Source organism: Achromobacter sp. UMC46 (assembly GCF_014170335.1).
Classification (GTDB): domain Bacteria; phylum Pseudomonadota; class Gammaproteobacteria; order Burkholderiales; family Burkholderiaceae_B; genus Achromobacter.
On record NZ_LZZS01000005.1, the window covers coordinates 199,480 to 217,451 of the forward strand.

Below are 17,972 nucleotides of genomic sequence, written 5' to 3' on the forward strand. Positions count from 1 at the left end.
CGGCTCCTTAAACCCGGCCCATCGCGAAGCCCTTCGCGATGTAGTGGCGCACGAACCAGATGACGATGCCGCCCGGCACGATGGTCAAGACGCCCGCCGCGGCCAGCACGCCCCAGTCCATGCCGGAGGCCGACACGGTGCGGGTCATGGTGGCCACGATAGGCTTGGCGTTGACGGAAGTCAGCGTGCGCGCCAGCAGCAGTTCCACCCAGCTGAACATGAAGCAGAAGAAGGCGGCCACGCCCACGCCCGATTTGATCAGCGGCAGGAAGATCGTCAGGAAGAAGCGTGGGAAGGAATAGCCATCGACGTAGGCGGTCTCGTCGATTTCGCGCGGCACGCCCGACATGAATCCTTCCAGGATCCACACGGCCAGCGGCACGTTGAACACCAGGTGCGCCAAGGCCACGGCCAGGTGCGTGTCCATCAAGCCGAACGAGCTGTACAGCTGGAAGAACGGCAGCAGGAACACGGCGGGCGGCGTCATGCGGTTGGTCAGCAGCCAGAAGAACACGTGCTTGTCGCCGATGAAGCGGTAGCGCGAAAACGCGTAGGCCGCGGGCAGCGCCACGGCCAGCGAGATCACGGTGTTGATCACCACGTAGATCAGCGAATTGATGTAGCCCGAATACCAGGCGGGGTCCGTGAAGATGGTGCGGTAATGCTCGAAGGTGAAGTCGCGCGGCCACAGGGTCAGCGTGCTGACGATCTCGGTGTTCGTCTTGAACGACATGTTCAGCATCCAGTACAGCGGCAGGATGGCGAACACCAGATACAGGATCAGGAAGGCGGAACGCCACCAGGTGGATTGGTCACGCATTGGCACGCTCCTCGTCGACGCCGCCCGTCGTGCCCGCCCGCTGCATCCAGTTGTAGAGGATGAAGCACAGCAGCAGGATGATCAGGAAGTAGATGATCGAAAACGCCGCGGCCGGCCCCAGATCGAACTGGCCCACGGCCTTCTGCGTCAGGTACTGGGACAGGAACGTGGTGGCGTTGCCCGGCCCGCCGCCCGTCAGCACGAAGGGCTCGGTGTAGATCATGAAGCTGTCCATGAAGCGCAACAGCACCGCGATCATCAGCACGCCGCGCATCTTGGGCAGCTGGATGTAGCGGAACACCGCCAGGCGCGATGCGCCGTCGATGCGGGCGGCCTGGTAGTAGGCGTCGGGGATGGCGCGCAGGCCGGCATAGCACAGCAGCGCGACCAGCGGCGTCCAGTGCCACACGTCCATCACCAGTACCGTCACCCAGGCGTCGACGTCGTTGCCGGTGTAGTTGTAGTCCACGCCCAGCCACGACAAGGTGGCGCCCAGCAGGCCGATGTCGGTGCGGCCGAACACCTGCCAGATGGTGCCGACGACGTTCCACGGGATCAGCAGCGACAGCGCGATGATCACCAGCACGGCGGAGGCGCGCCAGCCGCTGGCGGGCATCGACAACGCCAGCAGGATGCCCAGCGGGATTTCGATGGCCAGCACCGCCAGCGAAAAGCCGATCTGCCGGAACAAGGCGCCATGCAGCTCTTCGTCCTGCAATACGGAGGCGAACCATTCCGTGCCGACAAAGACCCGGCGGTCGGGGGATATGATGTCCTGCACCGAATAGTTGACGATGGTCATCAGCGGCAGGATGGCCGAGAACGCCACGCACAGCACCACGGGCAGGACCAGGAACCAGGCCCGGTGATCGATAGGTTTCATGGGATCAGCGCCTCGTCGCGGTAGAAGCAGGTATGCGGGTTCAGCACCGACAGCCAGACCGTGCCGCCGGCCGCGCCCGCCACGGCATCGCCGCCCAGCCGGGCCCGTACCGGGATGCCCTCGAAGTCGGCCACCAGCAAGGTATAGGTGCCGACGTCCTGCACCCTGTCCACCCGCACCGGCACCGCGCCGGGCGCGCCGGCGGCGGTCACGCGCAGGTACTCGGGGCGCACACCGAGCTTGACCGGGCCAGCCCCGGCCAGCCTGGCGCCCAGGGTCTCCGGTGCGCCGCCGACGCGGCTTTGCCCCACCATCAGCGCGCCGTCGCGCCACTGCGCGGGCAAGAAGTTCATGCCGGGCGAACCGATGAAATGGCCCACGAACGTATGCGCGGGCCGCTCGAACAGGTCATCCGCGCTGCCCACCTGCACGGCCCGGCCGCGCGCCATCACCATGACCTGGTCCGCGAAGGTCAGCGCCTCGGTCTGATCGTGCGTCACGTAGATCAGCGTCAACTTGAATTCGTGGTGGATTTCCTTGAGCTTGCGCCGCAGTTCCCATTTCAGCTGCGGGTCGATGACGGTCAGCGGCTCGTCGAACAAGATGGCCGACACGTCGCTGCGCACCAGGCCGCGCCCCAGCGATATCTTCTGCTTGGCGTCGGCCGTCAAGCCGCTGGCGCGGCGATCCAGCACGGCCGACATCTCCAGCATTTCGGCGATGCGGCCCACGCGCTCGCGTATGCGGTCCGGCGCGATGCCGCGGTTGCGCAGCGGGAACGCCAGGTTTTCCGCCACGGTCATCGTGTCGTATACGACCGGGAACTGGAACACCTGCGCAATGTTGCGCGCCTGCGGGGTCTTGGCGGTGACGTCCTGCCCGTCGAACAGGATGCGGCCATGCGACGGGCGCAGCAGGCCCGACACGCAGTTCAACAGCGTCGTCTTGCCGCAGCCGGAAGGCCCCAGCAAGGCATACGCCCCGCCGTCGCGGAAGGTGAACTTCAGCGGCAGCAGCGCGTAGTCCTCGTCGGTCTTGGGCTCGACCACGTAGGAGTGCGACAGGTCCAGCTCAATCTTCGCCATCAGGCCGCCTCCCCCGCGCCGGCGGGACGCTGCGGCGCGGCCAGCAGCGCGCCGTCGGCGCCGAAGGCATAGGTCTGAGCCGGGTCGAAAAACAGCTCGACGCGCTGGTCCAGCGTGTACCGGTGCACGCCCGGCAGTTGCGCGACGACGTTGCCCGCCGCCGTTTCCGCGTGGACGAAGGTGTCCGACCCGGAGATTTCCGCCAGTTTCACCACGCCGGCCAGGCCGATGTGGCCGGGGCGCGGCGCTACATCCAGGGCGCCGGCGCGCAAGCCCGCGGTCAGGTCGGCGCCCGTGCCGGCGGGCAAGCTGCGCGCCACCGCCATCTGGCCTTGCAGGACGAACCCCGCGTCCGTGCGGCGCGCGGCGAACAGATTCATGGGCGGGTCGCTGAAGGCGCGCGCCACCCGGATGGAATTCGGCCGGTGGAAAACCTCGGCGGTGGGCCCGTATTGCAACAATTCGCCCGCGTCCAGCACGGCAGTGTGGCCGCCAAGCAACAGCGCTTCGCCGGGTTCGGTCGTGGCGTAGACGACCGTGGAACGCCCTTCGGCGAACAATTCCGACAGTTCGTCGCGCAGTTCTTCGCGCAGCTTGTAGTCCAGGTTGACCAGTGGCTCGTCCAGCAGGATCAGCGGCGCGTCCTTGACCAGCGCCCGGGCCAGCGCCACACGCTGCTGCTGCCCGCCGGACAGTTCCGAGGGGTAGCGCTCAAGCAGGTGGTCGATATGCAGCCGCGCCGCCATGGCGCGGACCTTTTCGCGGATGTCCCGCGCCCCGCGCAGCTTCAGCGGCGACGCGATGTTGTCGTAGACCGACATGGACGGGTAGTTGATGAACTGCTGGTAGACCATGGCGACGTTGCGCTGGCGCACGGGCACGCCCGTCACGTCGGCGCCGTCGACCAGCACGCGGCCTTCGGTGGGCCGGTCCAATCCCGCCATGATGCGCATCAGGGATGTCTTGCCGGCCAGGGTCACCCCCAGCAGCACGGTCATGGCGCCGCGAACCGGGGCCAGGCTCATGGGAGTCAGGTGCGTCTGCGAGCCGGCCCGCAAACCAATCCTGTCCAAGGTCAGCTGCATCTAGTCTCCTCTACCTACTTATGCGTCCCTGTTTTTCACGCGGACTTCGGTATTCGGTACAGCGGCCCCGCCGATGCGCGAACGCGCGCAACAGGATGAGCATACTCTTTCAGATAGCTTTCGTTTTTTGTGCGTTTTACCCAAGAAGCGAACAAAAAACAATCTTGCAGTGCGGCATTATTTTTCGCTTTTGTTGTTTTATCATTCGTCTATGACACTGAATCCACGACAAAGCGCTTTGATCGAAATGGTGCGGGCCCAGGGCTCGGCATCGATCGAAGAGCTTGCCAAACGCTTTGACGTCACGCTGCAGACCGTGCGGCGCGACGTGAACATCCTTTCCGAAGCCGGCCTGCTGTCGCGCTTTCACGGCGGCGTGCGCATCGAAGCCTCGACCATCGAGAACATCGCCTACCGCAAGCGCCAGGGCCTGCACGCGGCCGGCAAGCAGCGCATCGCCGAGGCCGTGGCCCGCGCGGTGCCCGACGGCTGTTCGCTGATCCTGAACATCGGCACCACCACCGAGGCCATCGCGCGCGCCCTGCTGCGCCACCGCGGCCTGCGCGTCATCACAAACAACCTGCACGTGGCGGACATCCTGTCCGACAACCCCGACTGCGAAGTCATCGTGGCTGGCGGCGTGGTGCGTTCGCGCGACCGCGGCATCGTCGGCGAGGCCACCATGGACTTCATCCGGCAGTTCAAGGTGGATATCGGGCTGATCGGCATTTCGGGCATTGAAGCCGACGGCACGCTGCGCGACTACGACTTCCGCGAAGTGCGCGTGGCGCGGACCATCATCGAGCAGTCGCGCGAGGTCTGGCTGGCGGCCGACAGCAGCAAGTTCAAACGCCAGGCCATGGTGGAACTGGCGCACATTTCACAGATCGACCGCTTCTTCACCGACGCGCATCCGCAAGAGCCGCTGGCGCAAGTGCTGCTGGACTCCGGCGTGCGCTGCGAAGTGTCTGCGGCGCCGAACGCGGCCGCCGCGGCACCGGCGGCCGCCTCCACGAATACTTCGGCATCCAACGCTTGAACCGGCGCTTTAGGCCCGGGCCCACCGCCCGCCTCTGGCCGCCCGCTTACGACAAACACGCTTTTATCTGGCGGCCTTGCCGCAACGACTTATGAACCAACCGCTAGCCAACGTCACCCCGCCCGACCGCAACCGCCTGTTGTCCACGCTGGACAACACGCCTTCCTGGGACGTCATCGTCATCGGCGGCGGCGCGACGGGCCTGGGCACGGCCGTCGATGCCGCCTCGCGCGGCTACCGCACACTGCTGATCGAAGGCGCCGACTTCGCCAAGGGCACGTCCAGCAAGGCCACCAAGCTGGTGCACGGCGGCGTGCGCTATCTGGCCCAAGGCAACATCAGCCTGGTGCGCGAGGCGCTGCATGAACGCGGCCTGCTCAACCGCAACGCGCCGCACCTGGTGTGGCCGCTGGGTTTCGTGGTGCCCGCGTACAACTGGATGGACCAGCCGTTCTACGGCATCGGCCTGAAGATGTACGACATGCTGGCCGGCAAGCTGAACCTGGCGCCCAGCCGCTGGCTGTCGCGCCGCGACACGCTGGCCAACGCGCCGACGCTGGCGGAAAGCGTCAATGGCCGCGGCTTGAAGGGCGGCGTCCTGTACTACGACGGCCAGTTCGACGACGCGCGGCTGGCGATGAGCTTGATGCGCACGCTCTTCGACCTGGGCGGCACGGCGGTGAACTACGTGCGCGCCACCGGTCTCACCACCACCAACGGCCGCGTGGACGGCGTGACCGCGCAAGACGTGATCGGCGGCGCCAGCTTTTCGCTGCGGGCCCGCTGCGTGATCAACGCCACGGGTGTCTGGGTGGATGCCGTGCGCCGCATGGAAGACAAGAACGCGCCGACGATGGTGGCGCCCAGCCAGGGCGTGCACCTGACCTTGCCGCGCGATTTCCTGCCGGGCAACCGCGCCATCCTGATCCCCAAGACCGATGACGGCCGTGTGCTGTTCGTCGTGCCATGGAATGGCCACACCATCGTGGGCACGACCGACACGCCGCGCGACGACCTGCCGCTGGACCCGGAAGCCGGCGCCCAAGACGTGGACTTCATCCTGGGCACCGCGGCGCGCTACCTCAGCCGCAAACCCACGCGCGACGACGTCACCAGCGTCTGGGCGGGCTTGCGTCCTCTGGTCAAGGCCACGGGCGACGCGTCGACCAAGCAGCTGTCCCGCGAGCACACCATCCTGGTGTCCAACGCCGGACTGGTGACCGTCACGGGCGGCAAGTGGACGACGTACCGCCGCATGGCGCAGGACGTGGTCGACACCGCCATCCAGCACCAGCTGCTGACGCAGGCCAGCTGCCGCACCGAATCGCTGCCGCTGCACGGCGCGTCCGGCCTGGCGCCTTCGCAGGAGCACGCCGGCACGCCGGACAGCTACTACGGCAGCGACCTGGCCACCTTGAAGGCCCTGCCTGGCGCGGACCGCATGCTGGTCAATGCCAGCGGCCTGTCCGAAGCGCATGTGCGTTTCGCCGCGCGTTTCGAGCTGGCGCGCAGCGCCGAAGACGTGCTGGCCCGGCGCAACCGCGCGCTATTCCTGGACAGCGAAGCCGCGATGCTGGCCGCCCCCGAAGTCGCACGCATCCTGGCCGAAGAATTGGGCCACGACGCCGCCTGGCAGCAGCGCACGCTGCAGAGCCTGGCCGTGGTCGCGGCCAACTACCGCCTGAAATGACGCCGGCGCGTGCCGTCACGGCACGCGCAACGGGCTTTTCAATATCATCGCTTCGAACAGCCGCAGCAGGTCCGGATCGCATTTGGATCCGGCCTCGCGGTTCAGGATGCGCATGATCTCGGCGTGCGAACGCGCCGGATGGTAGGGCCGCGTGTCGCCCAGCGCGTCGTAGGAATCCGCCAGCGAAATGATGCGCGAATGCAGCGGAATATCGTGTCCCGACAGGCCCGCCGGGTAGCCGGAACCGTCGAAGTGTTCGTGATGATGGCGCACTGCCTGCGCGATCAGGTCGCGTTGCGGCATCGCGCTTTTCATGATGATGTCGGCGCCGGTCGCGGCATGCGACTTCATGATTTCCCACTCGTCGGCGTCCAGGCGCTTGGGGGAATACAGCACACGGTCAGGCGTGCCGATCTTGCCTACGTCATGCAGCCTGGCGGCAACCGCCACGGCGGCCTGCTCGGGTTCAGGCAGGCCGCAGGCCTCGGCCAGCGCCACACTCAGCGCGACCACCCGGTCGCAATGACGGCCAGTGGCCGGGTCTCGCGCCTGCATGGCGGCGAACAGCGCGGCCTCACAGGAACCATCGGGGTATTCGGGTACGTCTGGGGGCATCAGTAAAGATGCACGGCGTTGCAACGGAACGGCGTGCAATGTGTCAGAAAGTAGCGATTCTGACACACTGCGCAGCAATCCTGACCAAACAGATGTCAGTTCTTCAGCCGTTCCAGCAACGCTTCCGCCACGCCGACGGATGACGCCGGATTCTGCCCGGTGACCAGCAACCCGTCGCTGACCACCAGCGGCTGCCACTCCGGCCCGCTGCGGTACAAGCCGCCCAGCCGGATCAACTCGTCTTCGACCAGGAACGGCACCACGTCGGTCAATTGCACCGCCGCCTCTTCCGCGTTGGAAAAGCCGGTGACCTGGCGCCCTTGCACCAGCGGCTTGCCGTCGGCGGTCTTGGCATGGCGCAGCACGCCGGGTGCGTGGCACACCGCCGCGACGGGTTTTCCGGCCGCCAGCATGGTTTCGATCAGGCCGACCGACTTGGCGTCTTCCGCCAAGTCCCATAGCGGGCCGTGGCCGCCCGGGTAGAACACCGCGTCGTAATCGGCGGCCTGCACGTCGGCCAACCGCAGCGTCGACGCCAACCGGCGCTGCGCATCGCCGTCCTGGCGAAAGCGCCGCGTAGCGTCGGTCTGCGCGTCCGGGTCATCGCTCTTGGGGTCCAGCGGCGGCTGGCCGCCCAACGGCGAGGCCAGCGTCACGGCGGCGCCCGCGTCCGCGAATGCATAGTACGGCGCGGCGAATTCTTCCAGCCAGAAACCCGTCTTGCGGCCAGTGTCGCCTAGTTTGTCATGCGAAGTCAGCACGATCAGAATTTTCATAATGCGCTCCGTTGTGTGGCGCTATTTGTGTGGCGTTATTCATCGGGGCCGACGCGCACGATGCGCTTGCCGGCGTTTTCGCCCTTCAGCAGCCCCATCAGGCCGCGCGGCGCGTTCTCCAGCCCATCAACCACGTCTTCGCGGTACTTGATGCGGCCTTGCCGGATCAGGTCTTCCATCGCCTCGCGGAATTCGCCGTAGCGGTGCGCGTATTCGTTGAAGATGATGAAGCCCTGGAACGTCAGCCGCTTGGTCAGGATGGTGCGCATCAGCAGCGCCAGACGGTCCGGCCCCTCGGGTTGGGCGGTGGCGTTGTAGGCCGAGATCAGCCCGCAGACCGGCACGCGGGCGCGCGGGTTCAGCAGCGGCAGGACGGCGTCGAACACCGCGCCGCCCACGTTTTCGAAATACACGTCGATGCCTTGCGGCACGGCGCGCGCCAGGCGGCCGGGCAGGTCGGGGGATTTGTGGTCCAGGCAGTCGTCGAAGCCCAGTTCATCGACCACGTAACGGCACTTGTCCGCGCCGCCGGCGATGCCCACGACCTTGCAGCCATGGATCTTGGCGATCTGCCCCACCACCGCGCCCACCGCGCCGCTGGCCGCGGCCACCACCACGGTCTCGCCGGCCTTGGGCCGACCGATGTCCAGCAGGCCCATGTAGCCCGTGAAGCCGGGCATGCCCAGCACGCCCAGGGAATAGGAAGGATGTTCCGGATTGTCGCCCAGGCGCAGCAGGCCCGCGCCGTCGGACACAGCGAAATCCTGCCAGCCGGACTGGGCCAGCACCCAGTCGCCGGGCCGGTAGTCGGGATGGTTGGACGCCTGGACCCGCGTCACGGTGCCGCCGACCATCGGCTGGCCGACCTGCACGGGTTCGGCGTAGGACGGCGCATCGCTCATGCGGCCCCGCATATAGGGGTCCAGCGACAGGTACACGGTGCGCAGCAGCACCTGGCCGGGGCCAGGCTGCGGGACGTCGCCTGTCTCCAGGCGGAAGTCGCTGTCTGCGGGTTCGCCGTGCGGGCGCGCGGCCAACACGATGCGGCGATTGATCGACGATGATTGCGGCATGAAGTCCAGCCTCCTACGGGAAGCCGCCCGGGCCTTGCGGGCAATACCCGGGTGGCAAGTTGGGGGAACCGGACCATTACACCATCGTTGTCCGTCCCCCTGGCCGGTAACCCTGCCGACGCGCCCTCTTTTAATTAATTAAATCCTTAATTAAACTGTGCGCCATGCGCCCCAAGCTGCTGGGCATCGCCACTGACCTGTTCGCCTCGCAGGGCGTGGCGGCCACCACGATCGCCCACATCGCCCGGCGCGCCGCCGTCACGCCGGCGATGGTGCATTACTACTTCAAGAGCCGCGACCAGTTGATCGATGCCGTCGTGCAAGAGCGCGTCTTGCCGGTCATCGGGTACGTCTGGGCGCCGGTGCCGTTGGCCGGGGACCCGAGCGAAGGCCAAGGCCAGGATCAGGATCCGGCCGCCACGGCGCGCGGCTACCTGGCCGAAATCGTGCACCGGATCGTGCAAAGCGCGACGGAACAGCCCTGGCTGCCCGCGCTGTGGATGCATGAGGTCGTCAACGAAGGCGGCCAACTGCGCGAACGCGTGCTGCCGCATGTGCCGTCGGCGCGCTTGCAGGCCTTCGCCGGCCTGATCGGGCAAGGCCAACGCCAGGGCCTCATCACGCCGGGCGTCGAACCCCGCCTGGTGTTCCTGTCCATCCTGGGCCTGACGCTGCTGCCGCTGGCCACGTCCAGCCTGTGGCGCCGCATCTGGCAGGGCGACGCCCAAGCACAGGCCCTGGATACCGACGCGATCGCGGCACACGCCATCGCCATGCTGACCGGCGGGCTGTTCTCGCCGCCCGCCCCGCCCTCCGCCGCCTAAGGACGCCGACCATGCGCACCCGCCCCGCTCTGCTTCGTTCCCTGCCGGCCTTGCCGCTGCTGGCTTTGCTGCTGGCCGGCTGCGGCAACGACGCCACGCCCTTCTACCAAGGCTACGTGGAGGGCGACTACGTGTACGTGGCTTCGTCGGAAGCGGGCCGGCTGGATGCGCTGGCGGTCAAGCGCGGGCAGCAGGTGACGGCCGATGCGCCGCTGTTCACACTTGAGGCCACACGCGAACGCGCCGCCCGCGACCAGGCCGGCGCGCAATTGGCCGCGGCGACGGCGCAGATGGAAGACATCGCCACCGGCAAGCGGCCGCCTGAAGTCGACGTCAGCCGCGCCCAGCTGGCGCAGGCCGAGGCCGCCAGCCGACGGTCGGCCGCGCAACTGCAGCGCGATACCGCGCAGTTCCGCATCGGGGGCATCGCGCGGGCGCAGCTGGACGACAGCCGCGAACAGGCGCAGTCGGACATCGCCCGCGTGCGCGAGCTGCGGGCGCAGCTGGAAGTGGCCGCCCTGCCCGGGCGCGATGACCAACGGCGCGCCCAGGCCGCCCAGGTGGATGCCGCCCGCGCGACGCTGGCCCAGGCCGAATGGACGCTGGCGCAAAAGCAGCTCGGCGCCCCGGCGGCGGGGCAGGTCTTCGACACGATGTACCGCGTGGGCGAATGGGTGCCCGCGGGCAGCCCCGTCGTCAGCCTGCTGCCGCCCGGCAACATCAAGGTGCGTTTCTTCGTGCCGGAATCCGTGGTGGGCGCGCTGAAAGTGGGCCAGCAGGCCAGCCTGCGCTGCGACGGCTGCGGCGATCCGATACCCGTGCACATCGACTACGTGTCGAACCAGGCCGAGTACACGCCGCCCGTCATCTACAGCCGCGAAAGCCGCAGCAAGCTGGTCTACATGGTTGAAGCCCGGCCCGCGCCGGACGCCGCCACGCGCCTGCATCCCGGCCAACCCGTCGAGGCCACGCTGCAATGACCGCGCCGGAACAAGCCGCCGCTGAACCCGCCGGGGCCGGATCCACCGATGCCGCAGGCGACACCCGCGCCGCCGTCATCGACGTCCACGGGTTGAACAAGCACTTCGGCGACAAGCATGTCGTCAACGACGTCTCGTTGCGTGTGCGGGAAGGCGAGATCTTCGGCTTCCTGGGCCCCAACGGCAGCGGCAAGACCACCAGCATCCGGCTGATGTGCGGCCTGCTGACGCCGGACTCGGGCAGCGGCACCTGCCTGGGCTTCGACATCCTGCGCGAAAGCGCCGAGATCAAGCGGCATGTGGGCTACATGACGCAGAAGTTCTCTTACTGGGACGACCTGACGATCCGGGAGAACCTCGACTTCGTGGCGCGGATGTACGGCATGCCGCGCCGCAAGGAAACCGTGGACCGCGCGCTGGAAGACCTGGGGCTGCACAGCCGCGCCAGCCAACTGACGGGGTCGCTGTCGGGCGGATGGAAGCAGCGGCTGGCGCTGGCGGCGTGCCTGCTGCACGAGCCGCGCCTGCTGTTGCTGGACGAGCCCACCGCCGGCGTCGACCCGACGGCACGGCGCGACTTCTGGGAGCAGCTGCACGAACTGGCCGCGCGCGGCATCTCGGTGCTGGTCAGCACGCACTACATGGACGAGGCCGAACGCTGCCACAAACTGGCCTATATCTCTTACGGCAGGCTGCTGACCCAGGGCACGGCGGAACAGGTGATCGCCGAGCAGCACCTGACCACCTGGGCCATCCATGGGCACAACCTGGTGCCGCTGGGCCAGCGGCTGCGCGGCGCGCCGGGCGTGGACCAGACCGTGGCCTTCGGGTCGGCGCTGCATGTCAGCGGCCAGGACGCCACGCTGCTGGAACGCACGCTGCGCAGCGCCATCGACGGCCAGGATTTGCGCCTGGAGCGCATCGACACCAGCCTGGAAGACGTCTTCATCTACCTGATGAACCGGTCCACCGACAACTTTGCGAGCCCGTCATGATGCGCCATCTGCAAGGCTTTTCGTGGGCGCGGTGGTGGAGCATGGTGCTGAAGGAATTCCTGCAGCTGCGCCGCGACCGGATCACCTTCGGCATGATCGTGGGGCTGCCCATCATGCAGCTGGCGCTGTTCGGCTACGCCATCAACACCGATCCCAAGCAGATGCCCACGGCCGTCATCACGGCCGACCACAGCCCGTTCACGCGCAGCTTCATCGCGGCGATGAAGTCGTCGGACTACTTCCATATCACCGAAGAGCTGGACAACGAGGAAGCCGGGCGCGCCGCGCTGGCGCAGGGCCGCGTGCTGTTCGTCGTGACGATCCCGCCCGACTTCTCGCGCCGGCTGCTGCGCGGCGAACGCCCCGCCCTGCTGATCGAAGCCGACGCCACGGACCCCATGGCCACCGGCATGGCGATTGGCGCGGCGACGCAGCTGACCCAGGCAGTGGCGCAGAAAGACCTGACCGGCCCGCTGGCCGGGCTGGCGGGCGGACAGCCGGCCTTCGACGTGCGCGTGCACCAGCTCTACAACGAAGAGCAGATCTCGCAATACAACACGGTGCCCGGCCTGATGGGCGTGATCCTGACGATGACGCTGGTGATGATGACGGGCCTGGCCATGACGCGCGAACGCGAGCGCGGCACGATGGAGAACCTGCTGTCGATGCCGGTGCGGCCGATCGAAGTGATGACGGGCAAGATCGTGCCCTACATCGCCATCGGGCTGATCCAGGCCACCATCATCCTGCTGGCCGCGCACTTCGTCTTCCATGTGCCGATCCTGGGCAGCCTGCTTTCCGTCTACCTGGCGGCGCTGCTGTTCGTGGCCGCCAACCTGACCGTCGGCATCACGCTGTCGTCGTTGGCGCAGAACCAGTTGCAGGCCATGCAGCTGACCATGTTCTATTTCCTGCCCAACATGCTGCTGTCCGGTTTCATGTTCCCGTTCAAGGGCATGCCCATGTGGGCGCAGTACCTGGGCAACCTGCTGCCGCTGACGCACTTCAACCGGCTGATCCGCGGCATCCTGCTCAAAGGCAACGGCTGGTGGGACCTGTGGCCCAGCATCTGGCCGCTGATGCTGTTCACCGTGGTCGTCATGACCGCCGCCGTGAAGTTCTACCGCCGAACCCTGGATTGACGCGCCATGCCCCGCCTAGCCCGCCCGCCCTCCGATTCCCGTCCGCCTGCCGATTCCGGCCCGCGCTTCGATTCCATCCCGAGGTGGCGCCGCCGCCCGGCCATGGCCGCCCTGAGCCTGCTTGCGCTGGTCTCGGGTTGCGCGGTCGGCCCCGACTTCGCGCCCCCCGCCACGCCCGACGCCGGCGCCTACACCGCGCCGCAAGACGCCCCGGCAGCCCCCGGCGGCCAGCAGCTGCAGGCAGGCGCCGACATCCCCGGCGAGTGGTGGCGGCTGTTCCATTCCGACGCGCTGGACCAGTTGGTGCGCCAGGCGCTGGACGCCAACCCGACGCTTGCGCAAGCCCGCGCCAGCCTGCGCCAGGCCACCGAGGACCTGAACGCCGAAACCGGCGGGCGCCTGCTGCCGTCGGCCGACGCCAACCTGTCGGCCGCGCGCAAAAAGGTGGATCCGTCCGCCTACGGCGTGCCGGTTTCCGAATTGCCGCCGCCGTTCACGCTGTACAACGCGTCGATCGACGTGTCCTACACGCTGGACGTGTTCGGCGGCAACCGCCGGGCGCTGGAGGGCATGGCGGCGCAAGTGGATTACCAGGCGCACGAATTGCAGGCGGCGCGCATGTCGTTGGCCGCGAACGTGGTGACGGCCGCCATCCGGCAGGCCGACCTGTCCGAACGCGTGGCCGCCACCCGAGAGCTGCTGGCGGCCCAGTTGCGCCAGCAGGACATCATGCGGCAGCGCCTGGCGGCCGGTGGCATCGCCGAGGCCGACCTGAGCAACCAGGAACTGCTGGTGGCCCAGACCCGTTCCACCTTGCCGCCGCTGGACAAGCAGTTGGCGCAGGTCACGCACCAGTTGGCCGTCTACCTGGGCCAGCCGCCTGCCGCCTTGCGCACCGCGCCGCTGCGCCTGGCCGACCTGACGTTGCCGGCAAGCATCCCCACCGGCGTGCCGTCCGGGCTGACGCGCCAGCGGCCCGACATCCTGGCGGCCGAAGCGCTGTGGCACAAGGCGTCGGCCGATGTGGGCGTGGCCACCGCCAACCAGTATCCGCAGTTCACGCTGACCGCCAGCTTCGGATCGCAACGCACCCGCATGGGCGATCTGTCCGACGGTGTGAACGTGTGGAACCTGGGACTGGGCCTGGTGCAACCGCTGTTCCATGGCGGTGAACTTCGCGCGCGCAAACGGTCGGCCGAGGCCGCCTACGAAGCCGCAGCGGCGGCGTACCGGCAAACGGTGCTGGACGGATTTCGCCAGGTGGCCGACGCTTTGCGCGCCGTGCAGACCGACGGCGAGGCCTACCAGGCCTATGACGACGCCTGGCGCCGCGCGGCAGACGCCGAACGTATTGCGCAAGGTCGCTACCAGGCCGGCGGCATCAGCCATCTGAGCCTGCTGGACAGCCAGCGCCAGCTTCTGCAGACGCGCATCGCGCGCACCGAAGCCGACGCGGCGCGTTACGCGGATACGGCCGCGCTGCTGCAGGCGCTGGGCGGCGGCTGGTGGAACGAACCGACCGCGGCGGCCCCTTCGGGCGTGCGCGTAACAGACGCGCCGTAATCATGTCCGAGAATTCGGGTACGAAACGGGCGTTGTGCGACGTTTAGGAATTCGATGTATCCGTAGCATCATGCATGCGCTCAAGCTGCACAGATCACTACGATTCATGAATGACCTACTAGACCTGATCGTCTTCTCCCCCGATCCCGGCCAACGCGTACGCCGCAGCGACGCGCTGGCCGGCATGGGATTCTCACCCCGCCGTTGCGAGGACTCCAACGGCCTGTTCCGCCTGTTCCAGGCGCGCCGCACCCCGCTGCTGGTGATGGAAGCCGAATTGTCCGACCTCTGCATGGCCGTCGCAGGTCTGCGCGCCATGGACACCACCGCCGGCATCGTCGCCGTCTCCACCTTCGACTCCCCGGAAAACCGCATCCTTGGGCTGCATTGCGGCGCCGACGCCTGCTTCCAGCCCGACGTGGCCACGGCGGAAATCGCCGCCGCGTTGCAAGCCCTGGTGCGCCGGGTGCCCGCTACGGCCAGCCGCCGTCCGCCCGCCGACGCGGAACCGCGCGCTCCCAGCGCGGCGGCGCCCGGCGAGGCCTCCGGAAAATGGCAATTCCATGATGCCGCCTGGACGCTCGTCAGCCCGCAAGGCGTGCGCCTGGCGCTGACGTTGGCCGAGCGCGAGTTCCTGCTGAAACTGACGGCGTCCCCCGACAAGCGGCTGCCGCGCAGCGACCCGCCAGGCATCGACGCGCAAGCGGGCCGCGAGTCCATCCGCCGCACCGACGTGGTCGTCAGCCGCCTGCGGCGCAAGGCGCAGGACATGAACATGGCGCTGCCGATCCGCACCGTCTGGGGCTGGGGGTATGCCTTCACAGGCGAGATCTAAGCGCGTCTGCGTGGGCGTATCATGCGATGTGTGCGGCGCCGACTCCCGGCGTCCGCCCTTCCCCCTCAGCCTCGCCGCCCGACATGGAAGTCTTTGAACGCCTGCAAGCGCTGCTTGCCCAGAATCAAGCCCGCCATCGCCTGATCGAACACCCCGCCGCGGGCCGTTCGGTCGAAGTCGCCGCCATCCGCGGCACCGCCGTCAGCCAGGGCGCCAAGGCGCTGGTCTGCCGCGTGAAGATCTCGTCCAACCAGCGCAAGAACGTGCTGGCCGTGTTTCCCGCCGACAAGCAGGCCGACCTGGACGCCATCGCGCGCGCGGCCGGCGGCAAGAAGGCGTCGCTGGCCTCGCAGGATCTGGCCCGCGAATTGACCGGCTGCGAGATCGGCGCCATCCCCCCGTTTTCGTTCAACCCCGACCTGCATCTGCTGGTGGATCCCAGCCTGCGCGACCGCCACGATGAAATCGTGTTCAACGCCGGACGCCTGGACGCGTCCATCCTGCTGAACACGGAAGACTACTTCCGGCTGGCCGCGCCGGAAGTCGCCCCCCTGATCAAGGCCTGACCCGCCCGCCATGAGGCCGCCGTGTCCCGCCCCCTGAACCGCCCAGGCGCGCGCACGTCCAACATGCGCTGGCTGATGAGCCTGGCGCACATGGAGCCGTCGCCTGTCAGCCGCTGGGTAGCGTTGCGCGCCGCGCTGGCCATCGGCCTGCCCTCGGCCGTGGGGCTGGCGCTGGACCAGAGCGCGGCCGCCGCGCTGGTGGCCCTGGGCGCGCTGCCCGCCATCACGGGCGACAACGGCGGCCCCTACCGGAACCGGGCCCTGTCCATCGGGTCGACCGTCTTCGGCGGCGCGCTGGGCTACCTGCTGGGCAACCTGGTGGCCGGACACGGCCTGCTGACGTCCGCCGCGATGACCGTGCTGGTGCTGATCGCAAGCTTGATCGGCACCTTCAACAACATCGCCGCCGTGGCGACGCTGCAATTCGCGGTGTACGTCATCGTGGGCGCCAGCCTGACCTCGAGCCTGCCGCCCTGGATGCCGTCGGTACTGGTGGGCGCGGGCGGGCTGTTCGGCCTGGCGCTGACGTTGTCGGGCTGGGTCGTGAACCCCATCGCGCCCGAACGCGCCGCCGTGGCGCTGGCCTACCGCAAGCTCGCCGCCATGTTCGCCGCCATCGGCACGTCACGCACCATGATCGCGCGCCGCGACATGGAAGCGGCCATGACCACCGCCTACGACACGGTGCTGGCCGCGCGCGCCCGCGCCGCCGGCCCCTCGCCCCGGTTGGCCCGGCTAGCCGCGCAATTGCAGGCCTGCACGCCGCTGACCAATGCCGCGCTGTCGTTGGCGCGCGCCGGCCGCGTGCTGCCGCCGGCCTGTGCGCGCGTCCTGAACCGGCTGGCCGACCGCGTGGAAAGCGACACCGCCCCTGATCCCGGCGACGACATCGCCGCCTTGCGGCTGGCGGACATGCCGCAATTGGCGGACGCGCTGGCGCAGGCCTTGCCGTTGCTGGACGGCGCCAAGCCGCCCGACACCGACCCGCTGGCCGCGCTGGCGCCCGTCCGTCCGCGCACGCCCTGGCGCGTACTGGTCCGCACGTACCGGCCGGGCCCGACCACCGTGCGCTACCTGATCCGGCTGGGCCTGTGCCTGATCGCCGCGGAAGCCGTTGCGCTGGCGGCGTCGCTGCCCCGGTCCTACTGGGTGCCGCTGATCGTGGTGGTGATCTTCAAGCCCAACTTCGGGTCTGTCTTTGCACGCGCGCTGCAAAGCTGCGGCGGCAGCGTAGTAGGCGTGGCCATCAGCGCCACCGTGCTGGCCGTGGACCGAAGCGGCATCGCCAGCCTGCTGACGGTGGCCGCCCTGGCCGCGCTGCTGCCCTGGTCCATCCGCCGCAACTACGGATTGTTCTCGGCGATCCTCGTGCCCATCCTGATGCTGCTGATCGGCGCGCTGCAGCCCGGCACCTGGACCATCGCGCTGGCCCGGCTGGTCGATGTGGGCGTTGCCGCCGGCATCGTGCTGCTGGTGGGCTACCTGCCCTGGATCCGCATCGAACGCCACAACCTGGACCACGCCGTATCCGCCGCGATGGACACGCTGGCCGCCTACCTGAACACGGTCTTCCAGGCCGAACCCGCCAGCCGCCACAGCCTGCGCGCCAGCGCCTATGCCCGCCTGTCGGACCTGCGCATCGCGCTGCAGCGCGGCCTGTCCGAACCGCGCCTGGTCAGCCGGCGCGCATTGGCATGGTGGCCCGTAGAGGTCGCATTGGAACGCGTGGCGAACGCCATTTCGGATACCGCGTGGTCGGTGCCCGCCGGCCAGCCCGCGCCCAGCGCCGCCCAAGTCGCCGTCTTGGCGGAAGCCTTGCATGCGATGAGCCTTGCCGTCGAACACGGCACGGCGGTGCCCGCCGCGTCCGTCGCCGCGCCGTCGCCCGCGCTGGCCGACGTGGCCGCCGAAATCGAAGCGCTGCGCGCCACGCTGACCGGTCCGGATTTTGCCGCCGCGCCCGGCGCGGGCGCCCGGCACCCGCGCCCCTGAACAACCCAT

At 68.4% G+C, this 17,972-nt stretch carries 17 protein-coding genes; 10 read left to right on the plus strand and 7 right to left on the minus strand.

The genetic code is table 11. The features are described 5' to 3' along the window. Positions 1-7: 7 nt before the first annotated feature. From A9973_RS08625 to A9973_RS08640, 4 genes are read right to left on the minus strand one after another with little or no spacing between them, the layout of a single operon-like run. Positions 8-820, minus strand: coding sequence for a carbohydrate ABC transporter permease (locus A9973_RS08625; protein WP_006219773.1), 813 nt, complete (start codon positions 818-820; stop codon positions 8-10). Further along, entirely contained in the window at positions 813-1,703 is an 891-nt protein-coding gene (locus tag A9973_RS08630; RefSeq protein WP_183013359.1) for a carbohydrate ABC transporter permease, read from the minus strand. Before A9973_RS08630 ends, A9973_RS08625 begins: the two co-directional genes overlap by 8 nt. After that, positions 1,700-2,788 carry an ABC transporter ATP-binding protein gene (locus A9973_RS08635; protein WP_183013360.1) on the minus strand — a complete coding sequence of 363 codons (1,089 nt, stop codon included), beginning with the start codon at positions 2,786-2,788 and terminating at the stop codon, positions 1,700-1,702. Before A9973_RS08635 ends, A9973_RS08630 begins: the two co-directional genes overlap by 4 nt. Continuing rightward, positions 2,788-3,873, minus strand: coding sequence for an ABC transporter ATP-binding protein (locus A9973_RS08640; protein ID WP_183013361.1), 1,086 nt, complete (start codon positions 3,871-3,873; stop codon positions 2,788-2,790). The genes A9973_RS08635 and A9973_RS08640 overlap by 1 nt, the downstream gene beginning before the upstream one ends. A gap of 211 nt (positions 3,874-4,084) precedes the next feature. Here A9973_RS08640 and A9973_RS08645 point away from each other — a divergent pair, with 211 nt between their 5' ends. After that, positions 4,085-4,912 carry a DeoR/GlpR family DNA-binding transcription regulator gene (locus A9973_RS08645; RefSeq protein ID WP_220805418.1) on the plus strand — a complete coding sequence of 276 codons (828 nt, stop codon included), beginning with the start codon at positions 4,085-4,087 and terminating at the stop codon, positions 4,910-4,912. A gap of 91 nt (positions 4,913-5,003) precedes the next feature. Beyond that, positions 5,004-6,602, plus strand: coding sequence for a glycerol-3-phosphate dehydrogenase/oxidase (locus A9973_RS08650; RefSeq protein ID WP_183013363.1), 1,599 nt, complete (start codon positions 5,004-5,006; stop codon positions 6,600-6,602). Between the two features lie 15 nt (positions 6,603-6,617). Here the strand turns inward: A9973_RS08650 and A9973_RS08655 are convergent, their stop codons facing one another. From A9973_RS08655 to A9973_RS08665, 3 genes are all read right to left on the minus strand, one after another. Next, complete coding sequence (locus A9973_RS08655; RefSeq protein WP_183013364.1) at positions 6,618-7,217, minus strand: HD-GYP domain-containing protein; 600 nt, start codon at positions 7,215-7,217, stop codon at positions 6,618-6,620. A gap of 95 nt (positions 7,218-7,312) precedes the next feature. After that, positions 7,313-7,993 carry a type 1 glutamine amidotransferase domain-containing protein gene (locus A9973_RS08660; protein WP_183013365.1) on the minus strand — a complete coding sequence of 227 codons (681 nt, stop codon included), beginning with the start codon at positions 7,991-7,993 and terminating at the stop codon, positions 7,313-7,315. Between the two features lie 35 nt (positions 7,994-8,028). Next, complete coding sequence (locus tag A9973_RS08665) at positions 8,029-9,066, minus strand: NADP-dependent oxidoreductase (RefSeq protein WP_183013366.1); 1,038 nt, start codon at positions 9,064-9,066, stop codon at positions 8,029-8,031. 164 nt (positions 9,067-9,230) lie between these two features. Here A9973_RS08665 and A9973_RS08670 point away from each other — a divergent pair, with 164 nt between their 5' ends. The 8 genes from A9973_RS08670 to A9973_RS08705 all read left to right on the plus strand — a co-directional run bounded on the left by A9973_RS08670 (position 9,231) and on the right by A9973_RS08705 (position 17,963). Beyond that, on the plus strand, positions 9,231-9,890 hold the full coding sequence (locus tag A9973_RS08670; protein ID WP_183013367.1) for a TetR/AcrR family transcriptional regulator: 660 nt from the start codon (positions 9,231-9,233) through the stop codon (positions 9,888-9,890). Positions 9,891-9,901: 11 nt separating this feature from the next. Next, positions 9,902-10,870, plus strand: a complete 969-nt coding sequence (locus A9973_RS08675; protein WP_183013368.1) for an HlyD family secretion protein — start codon at positions 9,902-9,904, stop codon at positions 10,868-10,870. Next, positions 10,867-11,865 carry an ABC transporter ATP-binding protein gene (locus A9973_RS08680; RefSeq protein WP_183013369.1) on the plus strand — a complete coding sequence of 333 codons (999 nt, stop codon included), beginning with the start codon at positions 10,867-10,869 and terminating at the stop codon, positions 11,863-11,865. The genes A9973_RS08675 and A9973_RS08680 overlap by 4 nt, the downstream gene beginning before the upstream one ends. Beyond that, positions 11,862-13,007 (plus strand): ABC transporter permease, encoded by a 1,146-nt coding sequence (locus A9973_RS08685; RefSeq protein WP_183013370.1) that lies wholly within the window; start codon positions 11,862-11,864, stop codon positions 13,005-13,007. The genes A9973_RS08680 and A9973_RS08685 overlap by 4 nt, the downstream gene beginning before the upstream one ends. Before the next feature lie 102 nt (positions 13,008-13,109). Then, on the plus strand, positions 13,110-14,570 hold the full coding sequence (locus tag A9973_RS08690) for an efflux transporter outer membrane subunit (protein WP_183013771.1): 1,461 nt from the start codon (positions 13,110-13,112) through the stop codon (positions 14,568-14,570). Between the two features lie 106 nt (positions 14,571-14,676). Next, on the plus strand, positions 14,677-15,405 hold the full coding sequence (locus A9973_RS08695; RefSeq protein WP_183013371.1) for a response regulator transcription factor: 729 nt from the start codon (positions 14,677-14,679) through the stop codon (positions 15,403-15,405). Positions 15,406-15,488: 83 nt separating this feature from the next. After that, positions 15,489-15,971: a YbaK/prolyl-tRNA synthetase associated domain-containing protein gene (locus A9973_RS08700; RefSeq protein WP_183013372.1), complete on the plus strand. Its 483-nt coding sequence runs from the start codon at positions 15,489-15,491 to the stop codon at positions 15,969-15,971. Between the two features lie 21 nt (positions 15,972-15,992). Then, the gene (locus A9973_RS08705) at positions 15,993-17,963 is read left to right on the plus strand and encodes an FUSC family protein (RefSeq protein ID WP_370539465.1); all 1,971 of its coding nucleotides are present in this window, start codon (positions 15,993-15,995) and stop codon (positions 17,961-17,963) included. The last annotated feature ends 9 nt before the right edge of the window (positions 17,964-17,972 follow it).